Origin of the sequence: Sphingomonas endophytica, assembly GCF_001476895.1 — a bacterium.
GTDB classification, from domain to species: domain Bacteria; phylum Pseudomonadota; class Alphaproteobacteria; order Sphingomonadales; family Sphingomonadaceae; genus Sphingomonas; species Sphingomonas endophytica_A.
In genome coordinates, this window is sequence record NZ_LDTB01000004.1 from 59,363 (window position 1) to 80,050 (window position 20,688).

Sequence of the window (20,688 nt, forward strand, 5' to 3'; positions counted from 1 at the left end):
TTAAGACCTAAATGACGAAGGGTTGCGGTGATCCGGTGGCAGCGCAATACGCCTCACTATGACGCACGAAACACACAGCAACCGCATCCTCCGCCGTCCCGAAGTTGAACGTATCGTCGGGCTGGGCCGCTCTTCCATTTACCGCCTGATCAGTGAAGGTCTATTCCCGCGCCCAATTGCGATTGGTCGTCGTGCAGTGGGTTGGACCTTATCTTCAATCGAAGAATGGCTTTCTTTGCGCCCCGTATCGACGGGTTGGCGCTGATGTACGGGGACACCTTCTACTATGAGGTTTCAAATTACCGCGCACGTTCGCCTCCACCCATCCTTTCAAACTGTCCTATCTCTCAATTTCAACAGCGGCGCTCGTCCACACTGGACGTCGCGAACATTAATCTATCATCAAATTAAACAGCAAAGATCATGATTTTAAACGTAAAACCACCTTTCAGCCTAAACATACATAAACATCATTTAACGTCATCCAAAACTTGCCCTCCCATGGAAACATCCTCAACCTCCTTAAACAATCAATCTAATAAATTGAGTAGATTCAGGGAGATTGAAAAAGGAAGCTTAAAGCCAGCAGGTTATTTAAACCCTTTCCTTCCCAATCAAAGGAAAAAAGACAGGTATCTCTCCTTAGATAAGGAAGCGTTTTCAAACCAGTCTATCAACCTATCAAAGCTTATCGAGAAAGAGATTATCACTTTTAAAATAAGGAGGAACAGGAATAAAGAGGTTACAAAGGCAGCCTCTGCCATCTTCGCGGGTCTTTTGTGCGGCTATCACGTAGACCCGACGTTATACAGCTACCTTCCTATGGGTAAGATTAACTTCGCACCCGGCGCATACGTCGGATACAACGCGGTACGCGACACCATTAAAGGACTGCGCCAGCTTGACCTAATTGAATTCCACAAGGGCTATAAGAGCGGCTCGATTGAAAACGGCGAAGGGGAAGCCACGACCCTAAAACCGACGATGAAGCTGTTGGAGCTTGCCCTATCGTACGGGATCACTCCCGCTACGTGGCACGATCACTATCGGTACATTCGCGCACCTGCGACGGTAGCGAAACCGGTCCTGCTACGGGCAAAGCGGAAGCACGGGGACAAATACAAGGGTAAGGCGATGCCACTCGAACCGGCAGGGCCGAAGCTGGATCGAATTATTGAACGGGTACAAACGCTCAACACCTACCTGTCCAAGCAAAACATCACTGGCCTTCGTTTTAACGGTCTACAACGCATCTACGCTTGCGGGGATGATGAAAACTTCGATTGGAATATGGGTGCCCGCCTATACGCCCTTGGCGCGGACAACTATCAAAACGCCAAAAAGATTTACCGGGCAAACTTGATGATTAATGGCGAGAAGACGAAGGAGATTGATCTAAGCGGCAGCCATTTCACCATCCTTCATGGTCTTCGCGGTGAATCGTTCGACCCTACCACCGACCCGTATGACATTCCCGGATATCCACGCGAGGTAATCAAGTGCTTTATCAACCAATCGCTAGGTCATTGCCAGTTTCATCGGCGCTGGCCAGAGGAGAATGTTGATAAACTTGCAGAGCGTGGCATTAGTTTGAAGGACTATCCCATTGATAACGTTCGTGCGGCGGTTCTGAACAAGCATCCCATCCTGACAACGTGGAAGGATAGCCCGTTCCGCTGGCAGCATTTTCACTTCGTCGAAAGCGAAGCCATCATCGATGCCATGTACGAGTTGGCGTTTACGTACGACGTACCGGCATTGCCGCTTCATGACTCGCTTATCGTTCCCGAATCTAGAATCGAGTTAGCTGATGCGGTCTTGAAGAAGTGGTTCAAGCATCATGTTGGCATCGTACCGGGTACGAAGGTAAAGACGGAAGCTGATCTACTAAGGTAGTGAGCATACTGGATTTTTCAGGGCAACTCTGTGACCCGACTTGTATTGAACTCCATGGGAACCAGTAGGACATAGGCCCTTGATTGCCCTGCAAGGCAGGGTACAGGGCGACCGAGGCAAAGCGGCGGCTATGTAGCCTGATGCGCAAGATCGCTCCGTACGGGCCTTGTAGAGGAAAAGAGAGGGCATTTACCGCCACGGATCGCTACGCGTACGCCCTGCTCGGTCTTGCTCGCGTGCTAAACACGGAAAGGGCCGCAGGATCACTCCTACGGTCCCTTTCGTCATCGATGATGATATAGCGGCTTAAACGTAGCGTAGAACCGTCTTGCGGCGCATAGCATAGCCAATGACACCGAAGCCGAGTACGAGCATCATCCACGTTGATGGTTCTGGAACAGCAGGAGTAGCAGCTTCAAAGTTGAAGGTAGTGTTGTTCCCGTTGACCGAATAGGAAACCCGGTCCACGGCACCACTAAAGCTGCCGTTCCAGCCGCTACCAATGCCGACACTCAAAGCAGTCACGCGGAGATTAGGCAGCAGCGTGTTCCAGTCCGCAAATGTTCGCCCATACTCCGAGAATGCGCCGGGTAGGTTGCCGGTTCCCCAAACCTTCGCACTGGTTACGTCTTGCGAAACGAAGCTATTCACAGGTGTAACTTGAACGCCATTGTAGACGTTTTCATAAACAAGATAGCCAGAGTTTGTTCCGTTGGTGACGGCGAGTCGAATAGCAGGAGCCAGCCACGCAGCCGCTGTACTTGAATCTGATCGCAGGTAGTCGAAGCTTAAGCCGGTCAAATCGGAAAGATTAAACTGGTTTGCAGCGGAGAAATAATATTCGAAGTCAGCCTTTGCGTTAGCTGGCCCACTGAATTCAAGAGAGCCGTTTCCGTTGTTCGCATACGTGGTAGTGATACCAACCGAGCCACCCGCACGAACGTTATTGGCAAACCACCTGTCAAAGCCGACACCGGGACCACTGGCGTTTGTTGGGCCATCGTTCGTGAATTTGCCGGTCGGCGAAGCGACGACGACTTCGGCGCTTGCTGCCGTCGAAGCCAGCGCCAACAGGCCGATGCCATATAGTGCGATGCATAGACGATTCATTGACACGTTATTCCTCCCCCTACACTTGACGACTCCCAGTCGCCGTTGTGGCCTTTTACATCAAGGAAGGCGGCCGGAAAGCAGAAGTTAACAAATAGTTAAATAAAATAACGCAATCGATTTAGCAGGACAGCTAATAGCGGAGCTTTTGTACAATTTAGCTTGCCTGTCCGGGCATTGGTAACCTCGGAGTAGGGGTTGAGGCGTTAGAACTCGCCCGCCCCTCACTAGCCGCCTGTCGATCCGAAAACAGACCGCAAGACTACTCTGCCAGCCCTTTCCTATAGGGGAACACGGCGATTTAGCCGGGACATCATCCAAGCGGCAACGCCATCTGCCCATCCGGCACAATCACGACCGGCGCATCCAAGGTATCAACGATCCGGGCAGCGAGCGCCAAGGCGGCTTCCTCCCTTACGCGCTCATTTGGGGCGGCTATCCCCACGCGAACCCATCCGGGTGCGGTTAAAACGGCAGCGGCGAGAGCAAGGGGCGATGGCGTATCCATGCCCCTTTGTTCCCTTTTTGATCTTCTTTGTCTAGCGTTCTTTCCGAACGTTAGCGCCATCGGCATCAAACCGACCGGGCAGCATCGTCCCGATAAGCTCGCCACCACGATCACATACGGGCTATCGGTGCGGACGCGGGTAACGTCCCATCGGGTAAGCCGCAGATATCAGAGTTCGGGTATCTGCATGTTTTCCAAGCTCGGTACGCTTGCTGCCATAGGCTCTAGCTCCGAAGCTTCCTGTCGAGCCTTGGCTTGATCATCCATACGTTGTTCCGCCGCTGCGAAAATCTTGCTGCAAGGAGTGCCGATTGGAAGCCCTATGCTGACCTCATCGAAGGCATCTGCGATGTTCGGGTATTTATGCGCTGCACTGGCAACCTTCGCATATGGCAGAACGCCGTATGCACGAACGATGAAGGTTGTTTCTCCCTGCATTCCGCCTTGTTCATTTCGGAAATTGACCTTCCCCTTCAAAACCCTTCCATCGCTAGCTGTCCCGCATTCCTCGTAGGATGTGAATTCAGCGGACGAAGGATCGTTCAAACTCTGACGAACAACTCGCTTCGCTTCCTCAACATCACTCTTGTACCATGCCACGTAGCCGCCGCCCGCAATCAACGTAGCCAACACGATACCGGTGATCGTTTTCGCGCGCTTCATATCCCGACACCCCAAACAAAATCCTCGGCCCCTTGTCCCCATCATGGGGACGTTTGCAAGGCTGGATATCCGCGAACGTGGCTAGATCGAGGCTACGACATTGCAGCGCGGGTGGGTTGTTTCTTCTGATTACAGGGCGATGGTGGATGCCCTGTCGTCCGCGCGTAGGGAATCGGGCGTCAGTCAGCGCGAGTTGGCGCGGCGTGTAGGGAAGCCGCCCTCATTTATAAACAAGATCGAGCTCTTCGAACGTCGTATCGATTTGCTCGAATTCATCGTGATAGCGGAGGCGCTGGAACAAGCGCCCGGCGACCTGATCGCGAAGCTCCGCTCCAAGCTCCCGTCAACCTTGTCGTTATAGGTCGGGTGATGGTGTTGGGGCGGGTGCGGGGCTTTACGCCGCCCGCTTCTCCACCCTCTGAATGGCGGCGCGCGATACGCCGAACTGTTTGGCAAGGACGCCCAAGGAAGCACCCTTGCCGCGCGCGGCTATGATTTCCTTCTGCTGATCGCCACTAAGCGCCTGTGGCCTTCCCAGCGTCTTCCCGGATGCCTTTGCGCGCTTCAATCCGGCTTGGGTCCGTTCAATAAGAAGGTCGCGTTCAAATTCGGCGACGGCAGCGATCACGCCCATCGTCATCTTACCAGCGGCGGAGGTTAGATCGACGCCACCAAGGGCAAGACAATGAACCCGGATGCCTTCATCTGACAGACGTTCGACGGTCGCGCGAACGTCCATCGCATTTCGACCAAGACGATCCAGTTTCGTGACGATCAATACGTCCCCGGCTTCCATGCGATCGAGCAGCTTGGCGAACCCCTTGCGCTCGACCGCCACCACCGATCCCGAAACAGTCTCTGCAACGATACGCTTCGGATCGACAGCGAAGCCCGCTCCCTCAATCTCGCGAACCTGATTGTCCGTCGTCTGGTCGCCAGTGCTGACGCGGCAATAGGCAAAGGTGCGGCTCATGAAGGCGGTCCCTGTATCGAATCAGTAGCTCGATATTAGCAGCGCATCGGAATATGTGAAGTCCTATTTTTCGATACAGGTCGGGCGGGCGTAACGAAACCGACCCATTACGTACGACGCCCATGCTAATCTTCGCCTTGCGACGCGAGGCTCATCGCGTACGGTGTGTCGCGAAGGAGAATCATGTGAAAATCTCTGGACTTACCATTGAGAATTTCCGGGGCATCAAGCGCATTCATGCCGAAAATCTCGGGAACACCATAATCATTGCCGGTCAGAACGGGTCTGGGAAGTCATGTATTTTCGACGCAATACGACTACTAAAATCCGTTTATGGGGGCTACCAACAAAACGAATGGCAAAGTTGGCTGGGTGAATTCTCAATACCTACAAATGCCTCGGCAGATGGCCTCCGAGGCATGTTCAATGATGCATCTCGGCCTTTACAAATCGAATGCAAGTTCGTCATAAGCGACGAAGAAAAAGCTTTTATATCTAGTAATGCTTCTAATTTGCTTGAAGACGTAATTTGGCGAACCATCCTTCCCGAGGCTTTTCAATTTGGTGCATACCACTTTGCACTATTTGCCAGTCAGTTTCGGGAGAGAGAGCCGGAGGTTCGTCAGCGCGTTGCTGATATAATGCCAGGTCTTATGACCGAACTTTCTCAGCCCTTTGTGATCGGTCAGGTCACCGTACCCGTTGGCGGAAGCATAACGATCCGAACGTCACATCTTTTATCGGTTATCTTCACCAGTTATAGGCCGCAAGAACTCGGCGTGATTGATTATCACGGCGCACAACGCCATTACGGTCGCGAACTTGTGCAAGCAGTTAACATTAGCTTAGAGCAGTCTTCGCAAAATCAGCGTCAACACGCTCTATACAATTATTCTAATAAGTATAACAACGTAAAAAGTGAGCTCGCCACGAGTTACATCAAGGAGATGTTCGCAAAAGCATCAGGTGGTGACGCTTCTTCTGTTGGTCTTACTGCAACCATGAAGGAGCTTTTTCAGACATTTTTTCCTGACAAGTCTTTTCAAGGTCCCACTCCAACCCCTGACGGAAATTTGATATTTCCGGTTAAAACTTTGTCTGGATCAACTCACGATCTTGATGACCTTAGTGCCGGTGAAAAAGAAATATTGTACGGTTACTTGCGAATCCGAAATTCGGCTCCGCGCTTCTCAATCATCCTGCTAGACGAACCAGAACTTCATTTGAATCCGAGGTTGATTCGAAACCTTCCAGAATTTTACCGAAAGCATTTAGGTGAAAGCCTCGGCAACCAACTTTGGCTTGTTTCTCATTCGGATGCACTGCTTAGAGAGGCTGTTGGAAAAAGAGCCTTCGACGTATTCCACATGCAACCCGCCTCGCTCATAAACGCTGCGGGAAATGTGGCAGTCTCTGGTAGCGGCCTAAACCAACTTAAGCCTCTCAACATGGGAGAAGAGCTAAATTTAGCTCTTGCCGACCTTGTCGGCGACTTAGCAGCGTACGAGCCTGGACGAAAGGCCATTATTTTTGAGGGTGGCGGGGACACCGATTTCGATCAATGGATGACAACAACACTTTTTCCAGACGTGGCAAAAAAGATTAACTTTATTTCGGGAAGTAATAAGGGAAAAGTTAAGGCTCTTCACGAAGTTCTTAGTCGTGCTTTCAAAAAAGGTGACCTGCAAACTAACTTCTTTGCCATCGTAGACAATGATTTCGATGATGCCAAGGATCATGAAGCTCGCGACGCCGTTACAACCTTCAAGTGGGACGTTTACCACATTGAAAATTACCTTTTAAATGAAGAGGTAATTGCTCATGTTGCGTCCTCTTTGACGATGGGAAGCACGCTGTCTCCTGATGAAGTTCTCGTCGCCTTGCGCGACGCTGCGCGAAAAACGGTTTCCTTTGCGGTTCGTCACCGTATCACGCAGTTCGTCAGCAAATCCCTGATTACGGCAATCGATCTTAAATCAAATCCCGCCGCAGAAGATTTCTCCGGTGCGATCCTTGCCGCTGCCGGCCGATCACTTGAAAGGCTGGCGCTCTTAGAAACTGGTGCTTTGAGTGAAGAATCGGTGCGTTCGAAAGAGGCGTCAGTACGAGCAGAAATCGAGAAATCTTTCGCTGATGGAACTTGGCGCTCGAAATTGCCCGGTCGAGACATCTTAAAGGCTTACGCCGATACCTTGCCTACAAAGGTCGGCTACGAAGCGTTACGTAGCATGATTGTATCCCGCATGGTTGATGTAGGTTATCGCCCTGCCGGGATGGATGAGGTTTTGAAGAGGATTGTATCTGCATAAGCGTACAAAGCGGACGAGTTTGCGGGAGCAGATGTGTGTAATTCCTGTGTAATTAGTTCGGCAAAACCGGTGAAAATGCGGGTATGTTGGCTCTGTCACTACACCCGCATTCTCTCTCTAATCATTTGAAATTAGGTCGATCCATGATGGTTCGTGATGGTTTTCGGCTTCGACTGTAAATCTGCCCACGCAAGTGTACGCTGGTTCGAATCCAGCCCCTTCCACCAACCGCCCCGGCCGGCGGTTTCCCGATCGAGATCGGAACCTTAGCGAGGGTTTAGCAAGGTTTACGCCGCTTTTCCGGCGCACCGCGCTTGACAGTGCACCACGCCAGCAAGCAAGCGACAGGCCGTCACGAGCAAGGAGTATCGCATGGCACTCGTCGGAGCTCGAGCGCTGCCCGGCAGACCGTCCCGCACGACATCCGCGCCCGCTTACGGCGCGCTGCGCACGCGCGGTCGCTCGATCGGCGGCATGTACCTGCTCCATTTCCTGCTGGCGGCCGGCGCCGCTTATGGTGCCGTCGCCTTCCCCAGCGGCGCATGGGCCTATGTCGCGACGCTGTTGTTCGGATCATTCTGTCTGGGGCTGCTGCGCGTCGCGCCGGCGACGTTCCTGCTGTTCGTCCCGCTGCTCGCGCTGCGGCTGACCGAGTTCCTGTCGGGTGCCGCGATCGAGAACGGCGCCTATATGCTGGAGACGACCACCTACGGTCGTCCGACCGGCGCCTTCTGTCGCCTGCTGCTGCTCTACCTCGTGTTCTTCGGCGCGGCGACTCTCGTGGTGGAGAGCGGATGGCTGCGGCTGCGCCAGCGGTTCCTGTCCGCACCGACGCGCTGGGAGTCGCAGGCCAAGTTCATCTGGGCGGTATTGCTCGCCTTCGCCGTGATCATCAGCGCGTATCTGCTGCGGCTGGCGATCAACAACGGCACGCCGCTGTTCAGCGGGATCGACCGCTTCCGCTATCTGGAGATCATCGACTCCCCGATCTATCGCGGCTTCCTGACCAACCGTATCGTGCTGATCCCGTTCGTCGGCGCGCTGTTCGCGACCCCCGGCTATCGCGGGAAGGCGTTCGGCTATATCGTCTGGCTGGTCGCGACCTCGATCATCTTCGGCGAGAAGTTCACCTCGCTGCTGATGATCCTCAGCCTGTTCGCGATCCCCGCCGGCCTCGTCCATATCGCCAACGACCGTCCGATCCCGGTCGGCACGATCGCCGGCATCGCCACCGCACTGGTGGTGGTGACGATTCCGGCGGTGCTGGTGTCCTATGGCGCGCTTTCCGACTTCGACGGCGCGGTCCAGCGCTATGGCCAGCGCGCCGCCTTGCAGGGGCAGCTGTGGTATCAGGCCGATCTGCATTATCTGAAGGCGGTCAATTTCGAGGATCGCGTCATCGCCGCCGACATGGCCAGCTGGCCGAACCCGGCCGCGCAAAGCCCGGAAAAGGCCGGCACGCGCTTCGGCCTCTATTATGTGATGCAGCCGTTCACCTCGTCGCGCCTGCTGGGCTGGACGCAGGAGGGCGGCACGGGCTTCGTGTTCTCCCTCTACCCCTATTTCCTGCGCGCCCTGGGCGTGGTCGGGCTGCTGATCATGGGCGTGCTGCTCGCGATCTATCACGGGCTGGTGATGCGCTGGCTGGCTGAGGGACTGGCGGAGGCGAGCTGGCTGGCGGCGCTGCTGTTCGGGCGCGTGATGAGCACGATCTACGCCGCCTACACGACCGGCTACCTGTGGAACTGCTTCGGGATCTCGACGGTCGTCTATCTGTCCGCCGGCCTGTTCCTGTTGTGGGAAAGCCGACGGGCCAACAGCCGGACCCGCCCGATGATGCGCAGCGCCGCCCGGCGCGTGACGCAGCGGTTCAGCTAGGCCGCGTCGACATTCACCTCCGTTCGTCCTGAAGAGCCGTTGAGCGACGTCAAAACAGCGTCTCGAAGGGTGCTTCGAGACGAGGCTTCGACAAGCTCAGCCTCTCCTCAGCACGAACGGTCGTATGCCTGAATGTCGATCGACCCTAAGCCGCCGCGTCAGGCGGCGAGCGTCTCGCGCCGCGGCTCGAAGACCGTGCGCAGCTTATCCACCAGCGGCTTCTCGGCGAAGCGGAAGGCGAGATAGCCGACCAGCGTCGCGGCCACGACCAGACACATGAAATAGCCGACGCTCCATAGCGGCAGCCCGAGCTTGCGCCACACCAGCGTCACCGCGTTCAACGTGAACGGGTGCGTCAGGTAGATCGAATAGGACGCATCACCGACCGCCAGCACCGGACGCGGCCAGCGCACCGACCGGCCCAGAATGCCGGCCGCCGCGATCAACGACGCCGCCACGATCACCCCGCGCGGCCCCACCAGCGCGTCGAACGGCCTGAGGACCAGCAGCAGCACCCCGATCGCGACCAGCAGCGCGGCGGCGGCGTCCGGCACCTCGACCCCGCGCACGAACAGATGCGCCAGTCCCAATCCGATCAGGAAGTTCAGGATGATCGGGTCGCTCCAGAACGACAGCGCGCCGTGCGGCATCAGCGGATGGATCGCGACCAGCACGATGAAGACGATCGTCAGCCCGATCAGCGCCTGCGCCTGGCGGAAGAACAGCGACGCGGCGAACAGCGCGTAGAAGAAGAACTCGTAGTTGAGCGTCCAGCCCAGACCCATGATCGGATGAATGACGCCATCAGCGCGCGCCATGGGGAAGAACAGGTAGGAGGCCAGGACATAGCCCCAGTCGGTGATGCCGTGGTTGACCGCGCCCGACGCGAACAGCGCGATCGCCACCATCAGCGTGGTCACGATCCAATAGGGCGGGATGACGCGAATGATGCGGCGCTTGATGAATTCGCCCGGATAACCGCGCTCGGCGAAATGGCCGTTGGCGAGGTACAGCATGATGAAGCCGCTGATGACGAAGAAGATGTGGACGCCATCGCCCCATTCGATGCCGGTGACGTTGCGGATGCGCGTCATGCCGTCGATCGGGTGGTTCCAGAATTGCGCCATCGCATGCGCGATCAGCACCATGACAGCAGCGACCCCGCGCAGCACCTGAATGTTGCCTAGGTAGCGTTGCTTCAAAGCCATTTCCCCGTGGTTGAGTGCCCGCAGAGGCAGGCGACGTGTGCACCGCCCCCGTGATTTGCGCAAGCCAGCCGCCTGTCCTTATCGCGGTGATGCGGCATCTTACCGGTCCTTAATCTCTGGGGTTCATAAGGCCGGGATCGGGGGGCGCGACGACGGTGCTGGTCAGGATCAAGACGGAGGAAGCCCGGATCGGCATGTTCCTCCATGCGGTCGACGGAGGATGGCTGGCCAGTCCCTTCTGGCGGTCGCAATTCGTCCTGACCCGAACGAGCGAGATCCGCAAGCTGATCGAGTCCGGCATCGACGAAATCGTGATCGACGTCTCGAAGGGCGTCGGCGTCGGTGTTGCGTCCGCCCCGCCCGTCACCGAAGCACGGGCCGCCGAGACGCCGCCGTCCGCCGGCGAAGCGGACACCGTCACCCGCGCCGCCGCGCCTGTCGTCCGGGCGATCCGCACACCGTCGCGTCGGCGCGTGCCGCCGGATGTGGCGCGCGCGCAGGCCGTCGTCGAGCGATCGAAGACGGTCATCGCGGCGATGTTCAGCGAGGTGCGACTGGGCAAGGCGGTGGAAATGGACACGATCCTGCCGCTCGTCGACCAGATCACGGAATCGGTCACGCGCGATACCGGCGCGATGCTGAACGTCACGCGCCTGAAGACGAAGAACGAATATACCTATGTCCATTCGGTCGCGGTGGGCGCGTTGCTGGTGCATTTCGCGCAGCACATGCGCATGTCCGACACCGAGGTGCGCGATCTCGCGCTCGCCGGGCTGCTGCACGACATCGGCAAGATGGCGGTTCCCAACGAGCTGCTCGACAAGGCGGGCCGGCTGGCCCCCGACGAATTCGACCTGATCCGCCTCCACCCGGAAAACGGCCACGCGCTGCTGCGCGCGTGCGCGCCGATGCCGGAAGTGGTGCTGGACGTGTGCCTGCACCATCACGAGCGGGTCGACGGGCGCGGTTATCCGTTCGGGCTGTCGGGCGATCAGTTGAGCCTGGCGGCGCGGATGAGCGCGATCTGCGACGTCTATGACGCGGTCACGTCGCAGCGCCCCTACAAGCGCGCCTGGTCGCCCAGTGACGCGCTGGCGCGGATGCGTTCCTGGCGGGGGCATTTCGACCAGGAATTGCTGGGCCATTTCATCGAGAGCATCGGCATTCATCCGGTCGGCGATCTGGTGCGCCTGCGCTCCAGCCGGCTGGCGCTGGTGATCGAGGGAAACGACGCCGATCCGACCGCGCCGCGCGTGCGCGCCTTCTACGATATTCCGACCCGTCACACGGTGCCGCATCAGGACATGTTCGCGACCGCCGCCACCGACCCGATCTATCGATCGGAGCGCGGAGAACTCTGGTTCGGGGCCGAATGGCCCGACGTCGAAGCCGCTGTACGGGCCGGCACCGCCCCGTCCACGGAAACCCGTCCGGTGCGCGCGTCTTCCCTTCAGGTTCGAGGATAAAGTGATGTCGTCTGCGATCCCGGCGGCTTCCCGCCGCCGTCGTGTATTCGGATGGTTCGGAAGCGATCCCGATCATGAGGCGAGCGCGACGTCATCGCCGGCCGACCGCGAACCGGCCAGCGCACGCGCCGGGGTTCAGCGCCAGCTCTTCGACGATATCGGCGCGCTGATCTTCACCCATGGGCTGACCCCCTCCCCGCGCGCCTATACCGTCCTGCACGCCTATCTGTGCGGCGACGACCCGCACATGGCATCGGCCGTGACGGCGCGGCTCCGCGGCGAGGAAGGGCTGAACGACGCCGTGATCGCGCGGATCGCCGCCGAGGCGACCGCCTCCGAACTGCGGCCCGCGGCATTGTCGCGGATCGCCGAGGCGCTGGAGGAGCGGATCGCCGACTGTATGACCGCCACCGGCGCGTCACGCGATCAGGTCGAGAGTTTCGGCACCGCGCTCGACAAGGAAGCCGCCGGATTCGAGCGCGACCCGCAGGAGACGCTGCGCCGCATCGTCGTGCTGACCCGCGACGCGGTGGAGGCGTCGCGGCTGGTCGAGGCGCAGTTGCGTCATACCCGGCAGGAGGCGGACAGCCTGCGTAGCGACCTGCAGCGTGCGCGCCGCGCCGCCGAGCAGGATCATCTCACCGGGCTGCCCAACCGACGCAGCTTCGAGGGACGGCTGGACGCGATCGTCACCGGGCGCGGCGGCGCGGACGCGGTCGTCGGATTGATCGACATCGATGACTTCAAGCAGGTCAACGACCGGTTCGGCCATGCCGCCGGCGACCGCGTGCTGAAGTTCGTGGCGTCGTTCCTGCGCGCGCAGCTCCGTCGCAAGGTGATGGTCGCGCGGTTCGGCGGCGAGGAGTTCGCGCTGGTGTTCCCCGATGGCACGCTGCACGACGCCATGAAGGAGCTGGACGGCGTGCGCGAGCGGCTGTCGCAGCGCACGTTGATCCATCAGGAGAGCGGCGAGCAGATCGGCCATGTCACCTTCTCCGCCGGGCTGGCGCTGCTCGGTGGCGATCCGGCGCAGTCGCTCTCCTCGGCGGACGGACTGCTCTATGAGGCGAAGAAGGCCGGCAAGAACCGCGTGTCGATCGGCAGCTGACGACGATCAGCGCGCGGCGTCCGCCACCTGCGCCCAGGCGGCGATTTCCGCGTCCATATGCCGCGCGACCCGCAGGTCGCCGGCCCGCGCGTGCAGCAGGTCGATCTCCGCCGTGCCTTCCCATTCCCAGGTGGCATTGCCGCGGAGCGTGACCATCGCGTTACGCCCGGAGCGGGCGCGGACCAGCCCGCCACGATTGAACACCGTGATCGCGCGATCATGGGCGATCCGCCCGGTGAGGCAGGCGGCATAGGTGGACGCCGCCATCGCGCTGCCGCAACTGTCGGTCAGGCCGACGCCCCGCTCGAATGTCCGAACAAATACCGCATCGTCCCCGCGCACCTCGACGAAAGAGACGTTGGCGCGGTTCGGCAGCCAGTCGGGCGCGGCCTCGCACGCCTGCCCGACCCGGACCAGTTCCTCCTCGTCCACGGCATCGACGAACGACACCAGATGCGGGTTGGGCATCGCGACCGCCGTGAAGCCGCGCGCGGTGGGCAGCGCGGGGATCGGCCGCTCCACCAGCCGCCCGCCCGCCTCCGCCACGCGCAACGGCCAGCGCGCGATGTCCAGTGTCGCGGGACCGGCGGTTTCCTCGACGGTATAGACACCGTCCGCCAGTGGCGGCGCGGCGACCACCGTCGCGAGACTGGTCTTCAGCCGCACGACCGCGCGGTCGATGCCCAACGCCTCGAACCCGGCGCGCGCGACGCAGCGCAGGCCGTTCAGGCACGTCTCCGCCTCGGAGCCGTCGCTGTTGAACATCCGCATGCCGAACGCCGCCTGGGCATCGCCGCCGGTCAGTACCAGCAGCCCGTCGCCCCCGACCGGCCCGGCGCGGTCGGCGAGCGCGCGCGCGACCTGCGCCCATTCGTCCTCGCCCAGCGTGAGCGCGCGGCCGTCGATCAGCGGGAAATCATTGCCCGATCCGTGACATTTGATGAAGCGTAGCTGCATCGCCCCTATCTGTTCGCGCGCGCGCGCCCCGGCAAGTCCCGTTCGCGTCAGGGCAGCCGATAATGGTCCGCGACCCGATCGAGCGCGAGGGTGAGCACCAGCCGTCCGCTGCGCGTCGGCCAGCCTAGCGCGCGTTCGCTGTCGGGCAGGCTCTCCCCCGCGCATATCACGCGCCAGAGGACATCGTTGAGCCCCGGCCCCGCCGCCGCCATCGCGGCATCGAAGCGCCGCTTCGCCGCGACCTGCGCCTCGGCAGGGTCGAGCCGCGCGCCCGCTCCGCCATCGACGCGCGGCGACCAGCGCATCGTCACCGAAGCGCCGAGCGCCGCCCGCTCGTAATCCACGCTCAGCCGCTCGCCGGCCTCGTTCTGGCGCGGCGTGACCAGCGCCCGCGCGGCGAGCCACGCCAGCGGCGACTCACGCCGATTGACCGTGACCGTCCGCCCGCGCCCCGCGCGCGCCACCACCGCGCCCCGGCGTCCGGCCGCATCCACTTCCTGTTCCACCAACTCGCGCATCCGCCACTCCATCGTTCAACGGCGAATCGCGTCGCAGATGTTGGAGGATGTAGGACAGCACGGATGTGGGAACCCGGCCGCGACGGGTCGCGTTTGGTGGTCGCCGATGGCGGTAACCATCAGCTGTCGGCGCGTAAGTCGTCATCAGCGTATCGAAGGCCGCCGTGATCCACACCAACCCCGCCCGCAACCCATATCGTTTCCGCCGGAACCTGACCGTGATCGCCTTCAGCGTGGCGCTGATGGTGGTCGCGCTGCTCAGCGCCGCCATGTGCCTGGTCGCCCTCAAGGGCGGGCATTGAGGGGGTCGGTGCGCGTCCGCTAGGCCGCGCAGGCGCGGCGACGTTGTGACTTGACCGCATACATCGCGGCGTCCGCATCGCCGGTCAGCCGATCGAACCCGTCCTCCACCATGCCCTGGGCGACACCGATGCTGAGCGTCGGATAGTCGGGTCCGTTCACCGTCGCGGGCAGCGCGCGGTCGAAGCGGGACGACAATCGCGCCGCCAGTGCCATCGCCTGTTCATGACGGAATCCGGGCAACACGCAGAGAAATTCGTCTCCGCCCAGCCTGACCAGCATACCCTGCTCTTCCACCTCGTGCTGCGCGAGGTTCGACAACAGCCGAAGCACCATGTCGCCGGCCGCATGTCCTTGGCCGTCGTTCAGCGCCTTGAAGCGATCCACGTCGATCAGCAACAGCGACACCTGCCCGCGCAGCCGTTTCAGCGCGCGCTCAAGACCGAAGCGATTGAGCGCGCCGGTAAGGGCATCGCGATACGCCTGCTCCCGCAATTGCCGCTGCGCGCGTTCGTTGGCGACCAGCAACAGGATGAAGTGGCTGATCGTCATGATGATGATCACCAGCGCCACCAGCCAAGCGGCGGCGGAACGGGCCAGGAAGCGCAGCGACGCGTGGCTCTCGGCCGCGATCTGAACGACGGCGCCCGCCACCAACAGCGCCGCCGGAATCGCGAACAAGGCGGCCATGATCCAGGCGGTGACGAGCCGCTCGCGGCGGGCGATGCCCAGCGCCATCCATGCGATCGCGGCAAGGCAGACCCCGCGCGTCAGGCCCGCGCTTCCCATCGCCCAGCGCGCGTTCTGCGGATCGACGATCGGAATCAGCACCACCGCGATCGCCGCGATCATCAGCAGCGCCGCCGCCGCGACCGGCACGCGCCGGCCGGTGAAGCAAGCAATGCCGTGTACGCACATCAGCAGGCCGGCGACCAGCATGACGTGCGCCACGCGTTCGACCAGCAATGCCGATGGGCCCGCATAGGACACGGTCGCGCCGGTCGACACGCCGATGACCAGCTTGCCGACGCCCCACCAGCGCGCCGATTGCCCGTCCCGGTGGCCGACGATGCCGGGAAGCAGATAGATCGCGCCCGACAGCAAGCTGCCGAGCGCGGCGACCACTTGCAGACTGACGATATCCAGCTTCATCGGCTTCCGCTCTCGACCGCTCTCGTCATGGGAGGGGCTGATAAGGACAATCGGTTAGGGAAGTGCTTAACCCGCGTACGCGGCGGCAGCGTGCCGATCGGCGGGGCCGGAATGAATCGTCGCGGCGGGGGTCGGAAAGGAAGATGGTGGGCGCTGACGGGTTCGAACCGCCGACCTACTCGGTGTAAACGAGCCGCTCTACCAGCTGAGCTAAGCGCCCGGCGCGCCGTGGCGGCACCGTCCCCTCTCCTTACAGCGCCGCGTCGACGGATCAAGGCCCGTCACACCAGCGGCAGGCGTGCCTCCGCCAGTGCCGCGACATAGCGATGCATCGACGCGGTCGCCTGATCGGACAGGGCAACGAAGGCACGGCGACGATCGCTGGCGTCGGGTTCGCGGACCAGCAGCCGCAAGGCGGTCAGCTTGCCGATCCAGCGCAATGCCGTGGTCGGCGCGACGGCGGCGGCGATGCAGAGGCTGGACACCGATACGCGCCCGCCCTCCAGCCGCGCGGCGAACAGGTCCAGCAGCATGTCCCAGGCCGGATCCTCGAACAGACCGTTGCCGAAGAAGCGGTCGCGCAGCCGCCGCGCGCGCAGCACGTCGCGGACCGTGCCAGGCGTGACCAGCGCCTCGGTCGGCGCGGGCGCGAAGGTCGTGTGGCGATCCTCCGCGCGTCCGCCGGCGGCTCCGCGTTCGCCCAGCCGGGCCAGCAGTTCGGCGACGCGCGCCACCTCCGCATGAAGCCGGGCGAGATGCTCGCGCTCCTCGTCGCTGGCGCGGACGCCGCCCGCCCCTTTCGCGCCCGCGATCGCCAGCGCGCTGATCCACTCCGCCTGATCGGGTGCGCAGAGCAGATGCACCGCGTCGGTCGCCTCGCCCAGCGCGGCGACCACCAGATCGATCTGCGCCACGCTCATCGCGACGACGCTGCGCCATGCGCGCTCGGCGGAAAACGTCGCCACCGCACTCACCGCCTCGTCGGCGAGGTCGTCGGGCGCACCTTCCAGATCGAGGACGATCACCGGCGCCGAATCGACCATGTCGAGCGCGTCGTGCAGCCCGGGCAGCGCGACATGCGCCGCCACCGTACCGCCCATCAGCGCGATCGCCTCCTGCGCGGCGGCGCCGCCGGCGGCATCCATCGTCGCCAGCACGAACGCGGTCGTCCGCGCGCCGGCAAAGCCGTAAAAGGGGGTCGCCATGGCTCAGTCGAGCGCCTTGACGATATCCTCGACCATCTTCTTCGCATCGGCCAGCAGCATCATGGTATTGTCCCTGTAGAAAACGTCGTTGTCGACGCCGGCATAGCCGACTCCGCCCATCGAACGTTTCACGAACAGCACCGTTTTGGCCTTTTCGACGTCCAGCACCGGCATCCCGTAGATCGGCGAGGTCTTGTCGGTCTTCGCCGCCGGGTTGGTCACGTCGTTCGCGCCGATGACGAAGGCGACGTCGGTCTGCGCGAACTCGCTGTTGATGTCCTCCAGCTCGAACACCTCGTCATAGGGAACGTTCGCCTCGGCCAGCAACACGTTCATATGTCCGGGCATCCGCCCCGCGACCGGGTGGATCGCATATTTCACGCGGACGCCGTGTTCCTTCAGCTTGTCGGCCATTTCCCGCAGCACGTGCTGCGCCTGGGCGACCGCCATGCCGTAGCCGGGGACGATGATGACCTGCTCCGCCTGGCTCATCAGGAAGGCGGCGTCCTCCGCCGAACCGCGCTTCCACGGACGATCCGTTTTGGCGGCACCTGCACCGCCCGCCGCCGCCTCGGCGCCGAAACCGCCCGCGATTACGCTCACGAAGCTGCGGTTCATCGCGCGGCACATGATGTAGGAGAGAATCGCGCCCGACGATCCGACCAGCGCGCCGGTGATGATCATCGCGCTGTTGTGGAGCGTGAAGCCCATCGCGGCGGCGGCCCAGCCCGAATAGCTGTTGAGCATCGACACGACGACCGGCATGTCCGCCCCGCCGATCGGCACGATCAGCAGGAAGCCGATCGCGAAGCTGAGCGCGGTGATCGTCCAGAACACCCATGGGCTCTGGTCGATGGTGAAATAAGCCACGAGCGCCAGGATCGCGGCGAGAACGCCCAGGTTGATGACGTGGCGCGCCGGCAGCAGGATCGGCGCGCCGCCCATGTTGCCGTTCAGCTTCAGGAAGGCGATGACGCTCCCAGAGAAGGTGATCGCGCCGATCGCGACGCCCAGTCCCATTTCGATGCGGCTGACCGGATTGATGAGCGCGAACGCCCCCTCCGGCGTGAGGACCGGCACCGCGATCCCGAACGCGACCGGGTTCAGATAGGCGGCGGCGGCGACCAGCACCGCGGCGAGCCCGACCAGGCTGTGAAAGGCGGCGACGAGCTGCGGCATCGCGGTCATCGCGATCCGGCGCGCGGTGGTAATGCCGATAACCGCGCCGATACCGATCGCGGCGAGGATCTCGACCACCGCGACGCTGTCGATCGCGGAGAACAGCGCCGCATAATCGTACCCCTCGACAAGCACGGTGATCGTCGGGATGTGCGTGACCAGCGTCGTCACCACCGCGATGGCCATGCCGATCATGCCGAAGCGATTGCCGCGCTGGCTCGTGGTCGGGCTCGACAGGCCACGCAGCGCCAGGATGAAGCAGACGCCTGCGATCAGGTACGCCAGCGCGACCCATGGATTGACGGCGACGTGTTGCATCCCAAACCCCCTGTTATCCCGTCACCCCGGTGAAGGCCGGGGTCCATCTTTCCACCAGCGCGTGCGGCGCGATGGATCCCGGCCTCCGCCGGGATGACGTGCTTATTTGTGGCCGCCGGTCGCCGCCGGCCGCTCCTTCTTCTTGTACATCGCCAGCATCCGCTGCGTGACCGCGAAGCCGCCGAAGATATTGATGCTGGCCAATACGACCGCCACCAGCCCCAGCCACTTGCCGCCCACGCTGCCGGCCGCCGCACTGGCGATCAGCGCGCCGACGATGATGACGCTGGAAATCGCGTTCGTCACCGCCATCAACGGGGTGTGCAGCGCGGGCGTCACCGACCAGACGACATAATAGCCGACGAAACATGCCAGCACGAAGATCGACAGGATCGCGATGAAGTCCATTTCCGTCCCCCTCCTTCAGGCGCCCAGCAGCCGCGCGTTCACGACCGTCCCGTCCTTCGTCAGGCGGATCGCATCGCCGATCTCGGCATCCAGCACCGGCCGGCCCGCGTCCTTGTCCCAGAAGGTCGACAGGAAATTGTAGAGGTTGCGCGAGAATAGCGCGGAGGCGTCCGCCGGCAGCCGTCCGGCGACGTTGCGATGGCCGACGATCTTCACGCCGTGCCGTTCGACCACCTCGCCCGCGACCGCGCCCTCGACATTGCCGCCCTGCTCCACCGCCAGATCGACGATGACCGAGCCGGGCCGCATCGACGCGAGTTGCGCATCGCTGACGAGGCGCGGCGCGGGGCGGCCGGGGATCAGCGCGGTGGTGATGACGATATCCTGCTTGGCGATGTGCGCCGACACCAGTGCGGCCTGCGCCGCCTGATACTCGGGCGACATTTCGCCGGCATAGCCGCCAGCGCCCTCACCCTCGATCCCGGCGACGTTTTCGACGAAGATCGGCTTGGCGCCCAGCGACTGGATCTGCTCCTTCGTCGCCGACCGCACGTCGGTCGCCGACACCTGCGCGCCCAGCCGCCGCGCGGTGGCGATCGCCTGCAGCCCGGCGACGCCGACGCCCATCACGAACACGCGCGCCGCGCTGACCGTGCCGGCCGCCGTCATCATCATCGGAAAGGCGCGGCCATATTCCGCCGCCGCGTCGAGCACCGCCTTGTAGCCCGCGAGATTGGACTGCGACGACAAGATATCCATCGACTGCGCGCGGGTGATGCGCGGCATGAACTCCATCGCCAGCGCTTCCAGCCCGGCCGCCGCATAGGCATCGACGCGCGCGCGCTCCCCGAAGGGGTTCAGTCCGGCGACGACCCACGCCCCCGGTGCCACCCCGGCCAGCGACGCGGGATCGGGGCCCTGCACGCCCAGCACGATGTCCGCCCCCGCCAGCGTCGCGGCCCGGTCGCCCAGCATCGCACCCGCCGCCGCATAATCGGAGTCGGCGAACGCGGCCGCCGTCCCGGCGCCGCTCTCCACCGCCACCGTGGCGCCGAGCGCCGAGAACTTTTTCACCGTTTCGGGCGTCGCCGCGACACGGCGTTCTCCGGGCGCGTGTTCGCGCGTGATCGCGATCTTCACGCGGCGTTCACGCGATCAGCCAGATGACGAGCGCCGCAATCAGGAAACAGGCGACCGCCCCGTACTTCAACAGCCCGATCATGCTGCCATACGTGGATTCATGCGCCTTCAGGTCGGCAGGCTCGGCCATGGTGATCCTCTTCCCTTCCACTGTTGCGGCGACCGTAGGCAAGCCGCGCGCGGGGCGCAATACTGACCAGGAACACCGGCCGGCCCGGCGCGCCGACCGGCGCCGTCAACTTAAGCCGCCCTTTACTCCGCGCGGTTACAGCAGCATCGAACAACCATGGGGCCGGGCCTGAACATGACGCGCAACGGACAACGTCTGCTGATGCTGATCGACGCCGATCCGGCGCGTCGCCGCACGGTGACGACCGTCGCCGCGCGCGGCG

The 20,688-nt window shown here is 62.0% G+C and carries 21 protein-coding genes and 1 tRNA gene; 8 read left to right on the top strand and 14 right to left on the bottom strand.

Going from position 1 to position 20,688, the window contains the following annotated elements:
* Positions 1-58: 58 nt before the first annotated feature.
* Positions 59-265 (top strand): helix-turn-helix transcriptional regulator, encoded by a 207-nt coding sequence (locus NS334_RS17540; RefSeq protein ID WP_083500185.1) that lies wholly within the window; start codon positions 59-61, stop codon positions 263-265.
* A 278-nt stretch (positions 266-543) separates the two neighbouring features.
* Entirely contained in the window at positions 544-1,896 is a 1,353-nt protein-coding gene (locus tag NS334_RS01775) for a hypothetical protein (RefSeq protein ID WP_193752969.1), read from the top strand.
* Between the two features lie 306 nt (positions 1,897-2,202).
* On the opposite strand, the gene NS334_RS17545 is transcribed toward NS334_RS01775, so the two are convergent.
* From NS334_RS17545 to NS334_RS18075, 3 genes are all read right to left on the bottom strand, one after another.
* Positions 2,203-2,967 carry a PEPxxWA-CTERM sorting domain-containing protein gene (locus NS334_RS17545; RefSeq protein ID WP_241491775.1) on the bottom strand — a complete coding sequence of 255 codons (765 nt, stop codon included), beginning with the start codon at positions 2,965-2,967 and terminating at the stop codon, positions 2,203-2,205.
* A 352-nt stretch (positions 2,968-3,319) separates the two neighbouring features.
* A complete protein-coding gene (locus tag NS334_RS19325; RefSeq protein ID WP_342585526.1) occupies positions 3,320-3,580 on the bottom strand; it encodes a DUF6771 family protein in 261 nt (86 codons plus the stop codon).
* A 102-nt stretch (positions 3,581-3,682) separates the two neighbouring features.
* Positions 3,683-4,177, bottom strand: coding sequence for a hypothetical protein (locus NS334_RS18075; protein WP_153002544.1), 495 nt, complete (start codon positions 4,175-4,177; stop codon positions 3,683-3,685).
* Between the two features lie 139 nt (positions 4,178-4,316).
* On the opposite strand from NS334_RS18075, the gene NS334_RS01780 reads away from it, so the two are divergent.
* Positions 4,317-4,538, top strand: coding sequence for a helix-turn-helix domain-containing protein (locus tag NS334_RS01780; protein WP_058754263.1), 222 nt, complete (start codon positions 4,317-4,319; stop codon positions 4,536-4,538).
* 33 nt (positions 4,539-4,571) lie between these two features.
* Here the strand turns inward: NS334_RS01780 and NS334_RS01785 are convergent, their stop codons facing one another.
* A complete protein-coding gene (locus NS334_RS01785) occupies positions 4,572-5,150 on the bottom strand; it encodes a recombinase family protein (protein ID WP_058754264.1) in 579 nt (192 codons plus the stop codon).
* 185 nt (positions 5,151-5,335) lie between these two features.
* Between NS334_RS01785 and NS334_RS17555 the strand changes: the two genes are divergently transcribed.
* Positions 5,336-7,459, top strand: coding sequence for an AAA family ATPase (locus NS334_RS17555; RefSeq protein ID WP_193752970.1), 2,124 nt, complete (start codon positions 5,336-5,338; stop codon positions 7,457-7,459).
* Positions 7,460-7,831: 372 nt separating this feature from the next.
* Positions 7,832-9,337 (top strand): DUF6418 domain-containing protein, encoded by a 1,506-nt coding sequence (locus NS334_RS01790; protein WP_153002545.1) that lies wholly within the window; start codon positions 7,832-7,834, stop codon positions 9,335-9,337.
* 158 nt (positions 9,338-9,495) lie between these two features.
* On the opposite strand, the gene NS334_RS01795 is transcribed toward NS334_RS01790, so the two are convergent.
* Positions 9,496-10,539, bottom strand: coding sequence for an acyltransferase family protein (locus tag NS334_RS01795; protein WP_193752971.1), 1,044 nt, complete (start codon positions 10,537-10,539; stop codon positions 9,496-9,498).
* Positions 10,540-10,700: 161 nt separating this feature from the next.
* On the opposite strand from NS334_RS01795, the gene NS334_RS01800 reads away from it, so the two are divergent.
* Positions 10,701-12,011, top strand: a complete 1,311-nt coding sequence (locus tag NS334_RS01800) for an HD-GYP domain-containing protein (RefSeq protein ID WP_058754267.1) — start codon at positions 10,701-10,703, stop codon at positions 12,009-12,011.
* A 4-nt stretch (positions 12,012-12,015) separates the two neighbouring features.
* The gene (locus tag NS334_RS01805) at positions 12,016-13,119 is read left to right on the top strand and encodes a GGDEF domain-containing protein (RefSeq protein WP_153002546.1); all 1,104 of its coding nucleotides are present in this window, start codon (positions 12,016-12,018) and stop codon (positions 13,117-13,119) included.
* Between the two features lie 6 nt (positions 13,120-13,125).
* Here the strand turns inward: NS334_RS01805 and dapF are convergent, their stop codons facing one another.
* Positions 13,126-14,076 (bottom strand): diaminopimelate epimerase, encoded by a 951-nt coding sequence (gene dapF / locus NS334_RS01810; RefSeq protein WP_058754269.1) that lies wholly within the window; start codon positions 14,074-14,076, stop codon positions 13,126-13,128.
* Positions 14,077-14,123: 47 nt separating this feature from the next.
* Complete coding sequence (locus NS334_RS01815) at positions 14,124-14,594, bottom strand: DUF6456 domain-containing protein (RefSeq protein WP_058754283.1); 471 nt, start codon at positions 14,592-14,594, stop codon at positions 14,124-14,126.
* A 164-nt stretch (positions 14,595-14,758) separates the two neighbouring features.
* Here NS334_RS01815 and NS334_RS18490 point away from each other — a divergent pair, with 164 nt between their 5' ends.
* Complete coding sequence (locus tag NS334_RS18490; protein ID WP_193752972.1) at positions 14,759-14,896, top strand: hypothetical protein; 138 nt, start codon at positions 14,759-14,761, stop codon at positions 14,894-14,896.
* Between the two features lie 19 nt (positions 14,897-14,915).
* Here the strand turns inward: NS334_RS18490 and NS334_RS01820 are convergent, their stop codons facing one another.
* From NS334_RS01820 to NS334_RS17560, 7 genes are all read right to left on the bottom strand, one after another.
* Positions 14,916-16,046 (bottom strand): GGDEF domain-containing protein, encoded by a 1,131-nt coding sequence (locus NS334_RS01820; protein ID WP_058754270.1) that lies wholly within the window; start codon positions 16,044-16,046, stop codon positions 14,916-14,918.
* A 144-nt stretch (positions 16,047-16,190) separates the two neighbouring features.
* Positions 16,191-16,266 (bottom strand) — tRNA-Val (locus NS334_RS01825).
* Positions 16,267-16,327: 61 nt separating this feature from the next.
* On the bottom strand, positions 16,328-17,251 hold the full coding sequence (locus NS334_RS01830; RefSeq protein ID WP_058754271.1) for a winged helix DNA-binding protein: 924 nt from the start codon (positions 17,249-17,251) through the stop codon (positions 16,328-16,330).
* Between the two features lie 3 nt (positions 17,252-17,254).
* Positions 17,255-18,748 carry an NAD(P)(+) transhydrogenase (Re/Si-specific) subunit beta gene (locus tag NS334_RS01835; protein ID WP_058754272.1) on the bottom strand — a complete coding sequence of 498 codons (1,494 nt, stop codon included), beginning with the start codon at positions 18,746-18,748 and terminating at the stop codon, positions 17,255-17,257.
* Between the two features lie 102 nt (positions 18,749-18,850).
* Complete coding sequence (locus NS334_RS01840) at positions 18,851-19,156, bottom strand: NAD(P) transhydrogenase subunit alpha (RefSeq protein ID WP_058754273.1); 306 nt, start codon at positions 19,154-19,156, stop codon at positions 18,851-18,853.
* Positions 19,157-19,171: 15 nt separating this feature from the next.
* The gene (locus NS334_RS01845) at positions 19,172-20,296 is read right to left on the bottom strand and encodes an NAD(P) transhydrogenase subunit alpha (protein WP_058754274.1); all 1,125 of its coding nucleotides are present in this window, start codon (positions 20,294-20,296) and stop codon (positions 19,172-19,174) included.
* Between the two features lie 7 nt (positions 20,297-20,303).
* Complete coding sequence (locus tag NS334_RS17560) at positions 20,304-20,426, bottom strand: aa3-type cytochrome c oxidase subunit IV (protein ID WP_083500190.1); 123 nt, start codon at positions 20,424-20,426, stop codon at positions 20,304-20,306.
* Positions 20,427-20,688 lie beyond the last annotated feature (262 nt).

Excerpts from the sequence above, each read along its gene's own strand:
- NS334_RS17540 (WP_083500185.1), top strand. The coding sequence starts at position 59 with ATGACGCACGAAACACACAGCAACCGCATCCTCCGCCGTCCCGAAGTT.
- NS334_RS19325 (WP_342585526.1), bottom strand. The coding sequence starts at position 3,580 with ATGCCGATGGCGCTAACGTTCGGAAAGAACGCTAGACAAAGAAGATCA.
- NS334_RS18075 (WP_153002544.1), bottom strand. The coding sequence starts at position 4,177 with ATGAAGCGCGCGAAAACGATCACCGGTATCGTGTTGGCTACGTTGATT.
- NS334_RS01780 (WP_058754263.1), top strand. The coding sequence starts at position 4,317 with ATGGTGGATGCCCTGTCGTCCGCGCGTAGGGAATCGGGCGTCAGTCAG.
- NS334_RS01785 (WP_058754264.1), bottom strand. The coding sequence starts at position 5,150 with ATGAGCCGCACCTTTGCCTATTGCCGCGTCAGCACTGGCGACCAGACG.
- NS334_RS01790 (WP_153002545.1), top strand. The coding sequence starts at position 7,832 with ATGGCACTCGTCGGAGCTCGAGCGCTGCCCGGCAGACCGTCCCGCACG.
- NS334_RS01805 (WP_153002546.1), top strand. The coding sequence starts at position 12,016 with ATGTCGTCTGCGATCCCGGCGGCTTCCCGCCGCCGTCGTGTATTCGGA.
- dapF (WP_058754269.1), bottom strand. The coding sequence starts at position 14,076 with ATGCAGCTACGCTTCATCAAATGTCACGGATCGGGCAATGATTTCCCG.
- NS334_RS01815 (WP_058754283.1), bottom strand. The coding sequence starts at position 14,594 with ATGCGCGAGTTGGTGGAACAGGAAGTGGATGCGGCCGGACGCCGGGGC.
- NS334_RS01820 (WP_058754270.1), bottom strand. The coding sequence starts at position 16,046 with ATGAAGCTGGATATCGTCAGTCTGCAAGTGGTCGCCGCGCTCGGCAGC.
- NS334_RS01830 (WP_058754271.1), bottom strand. The coding sequence starts at position 17,251 with ATGGCGACCCCCTTTTACGGCTTTGCCGGCGCGCGGACGACCGCGTTC.
- NS334_RS01835 (WP_058754272.1), bottom strand. The coding sequence starts at position 18,748 with ATGCAACACGTCGCCGTCAATCCATGGGTCGCGCTGGCGTACCTGATC.
- NS334_RS01840 (WP_058754273.1), bottom strand. The coding sequence starts at position 19,156 with ATGGACTTCATCGCGATCCTGTCGATCTTCGTGCTGGCATGTTTCGTC.
- NS334_RS17560 (WP_083500190.1), bottom strand. The coding sequence starts at position 20,426 with ATGGCCGAGCCTGCCGACCTGAAGGCGCATGAATCCACGTATGGCAGC.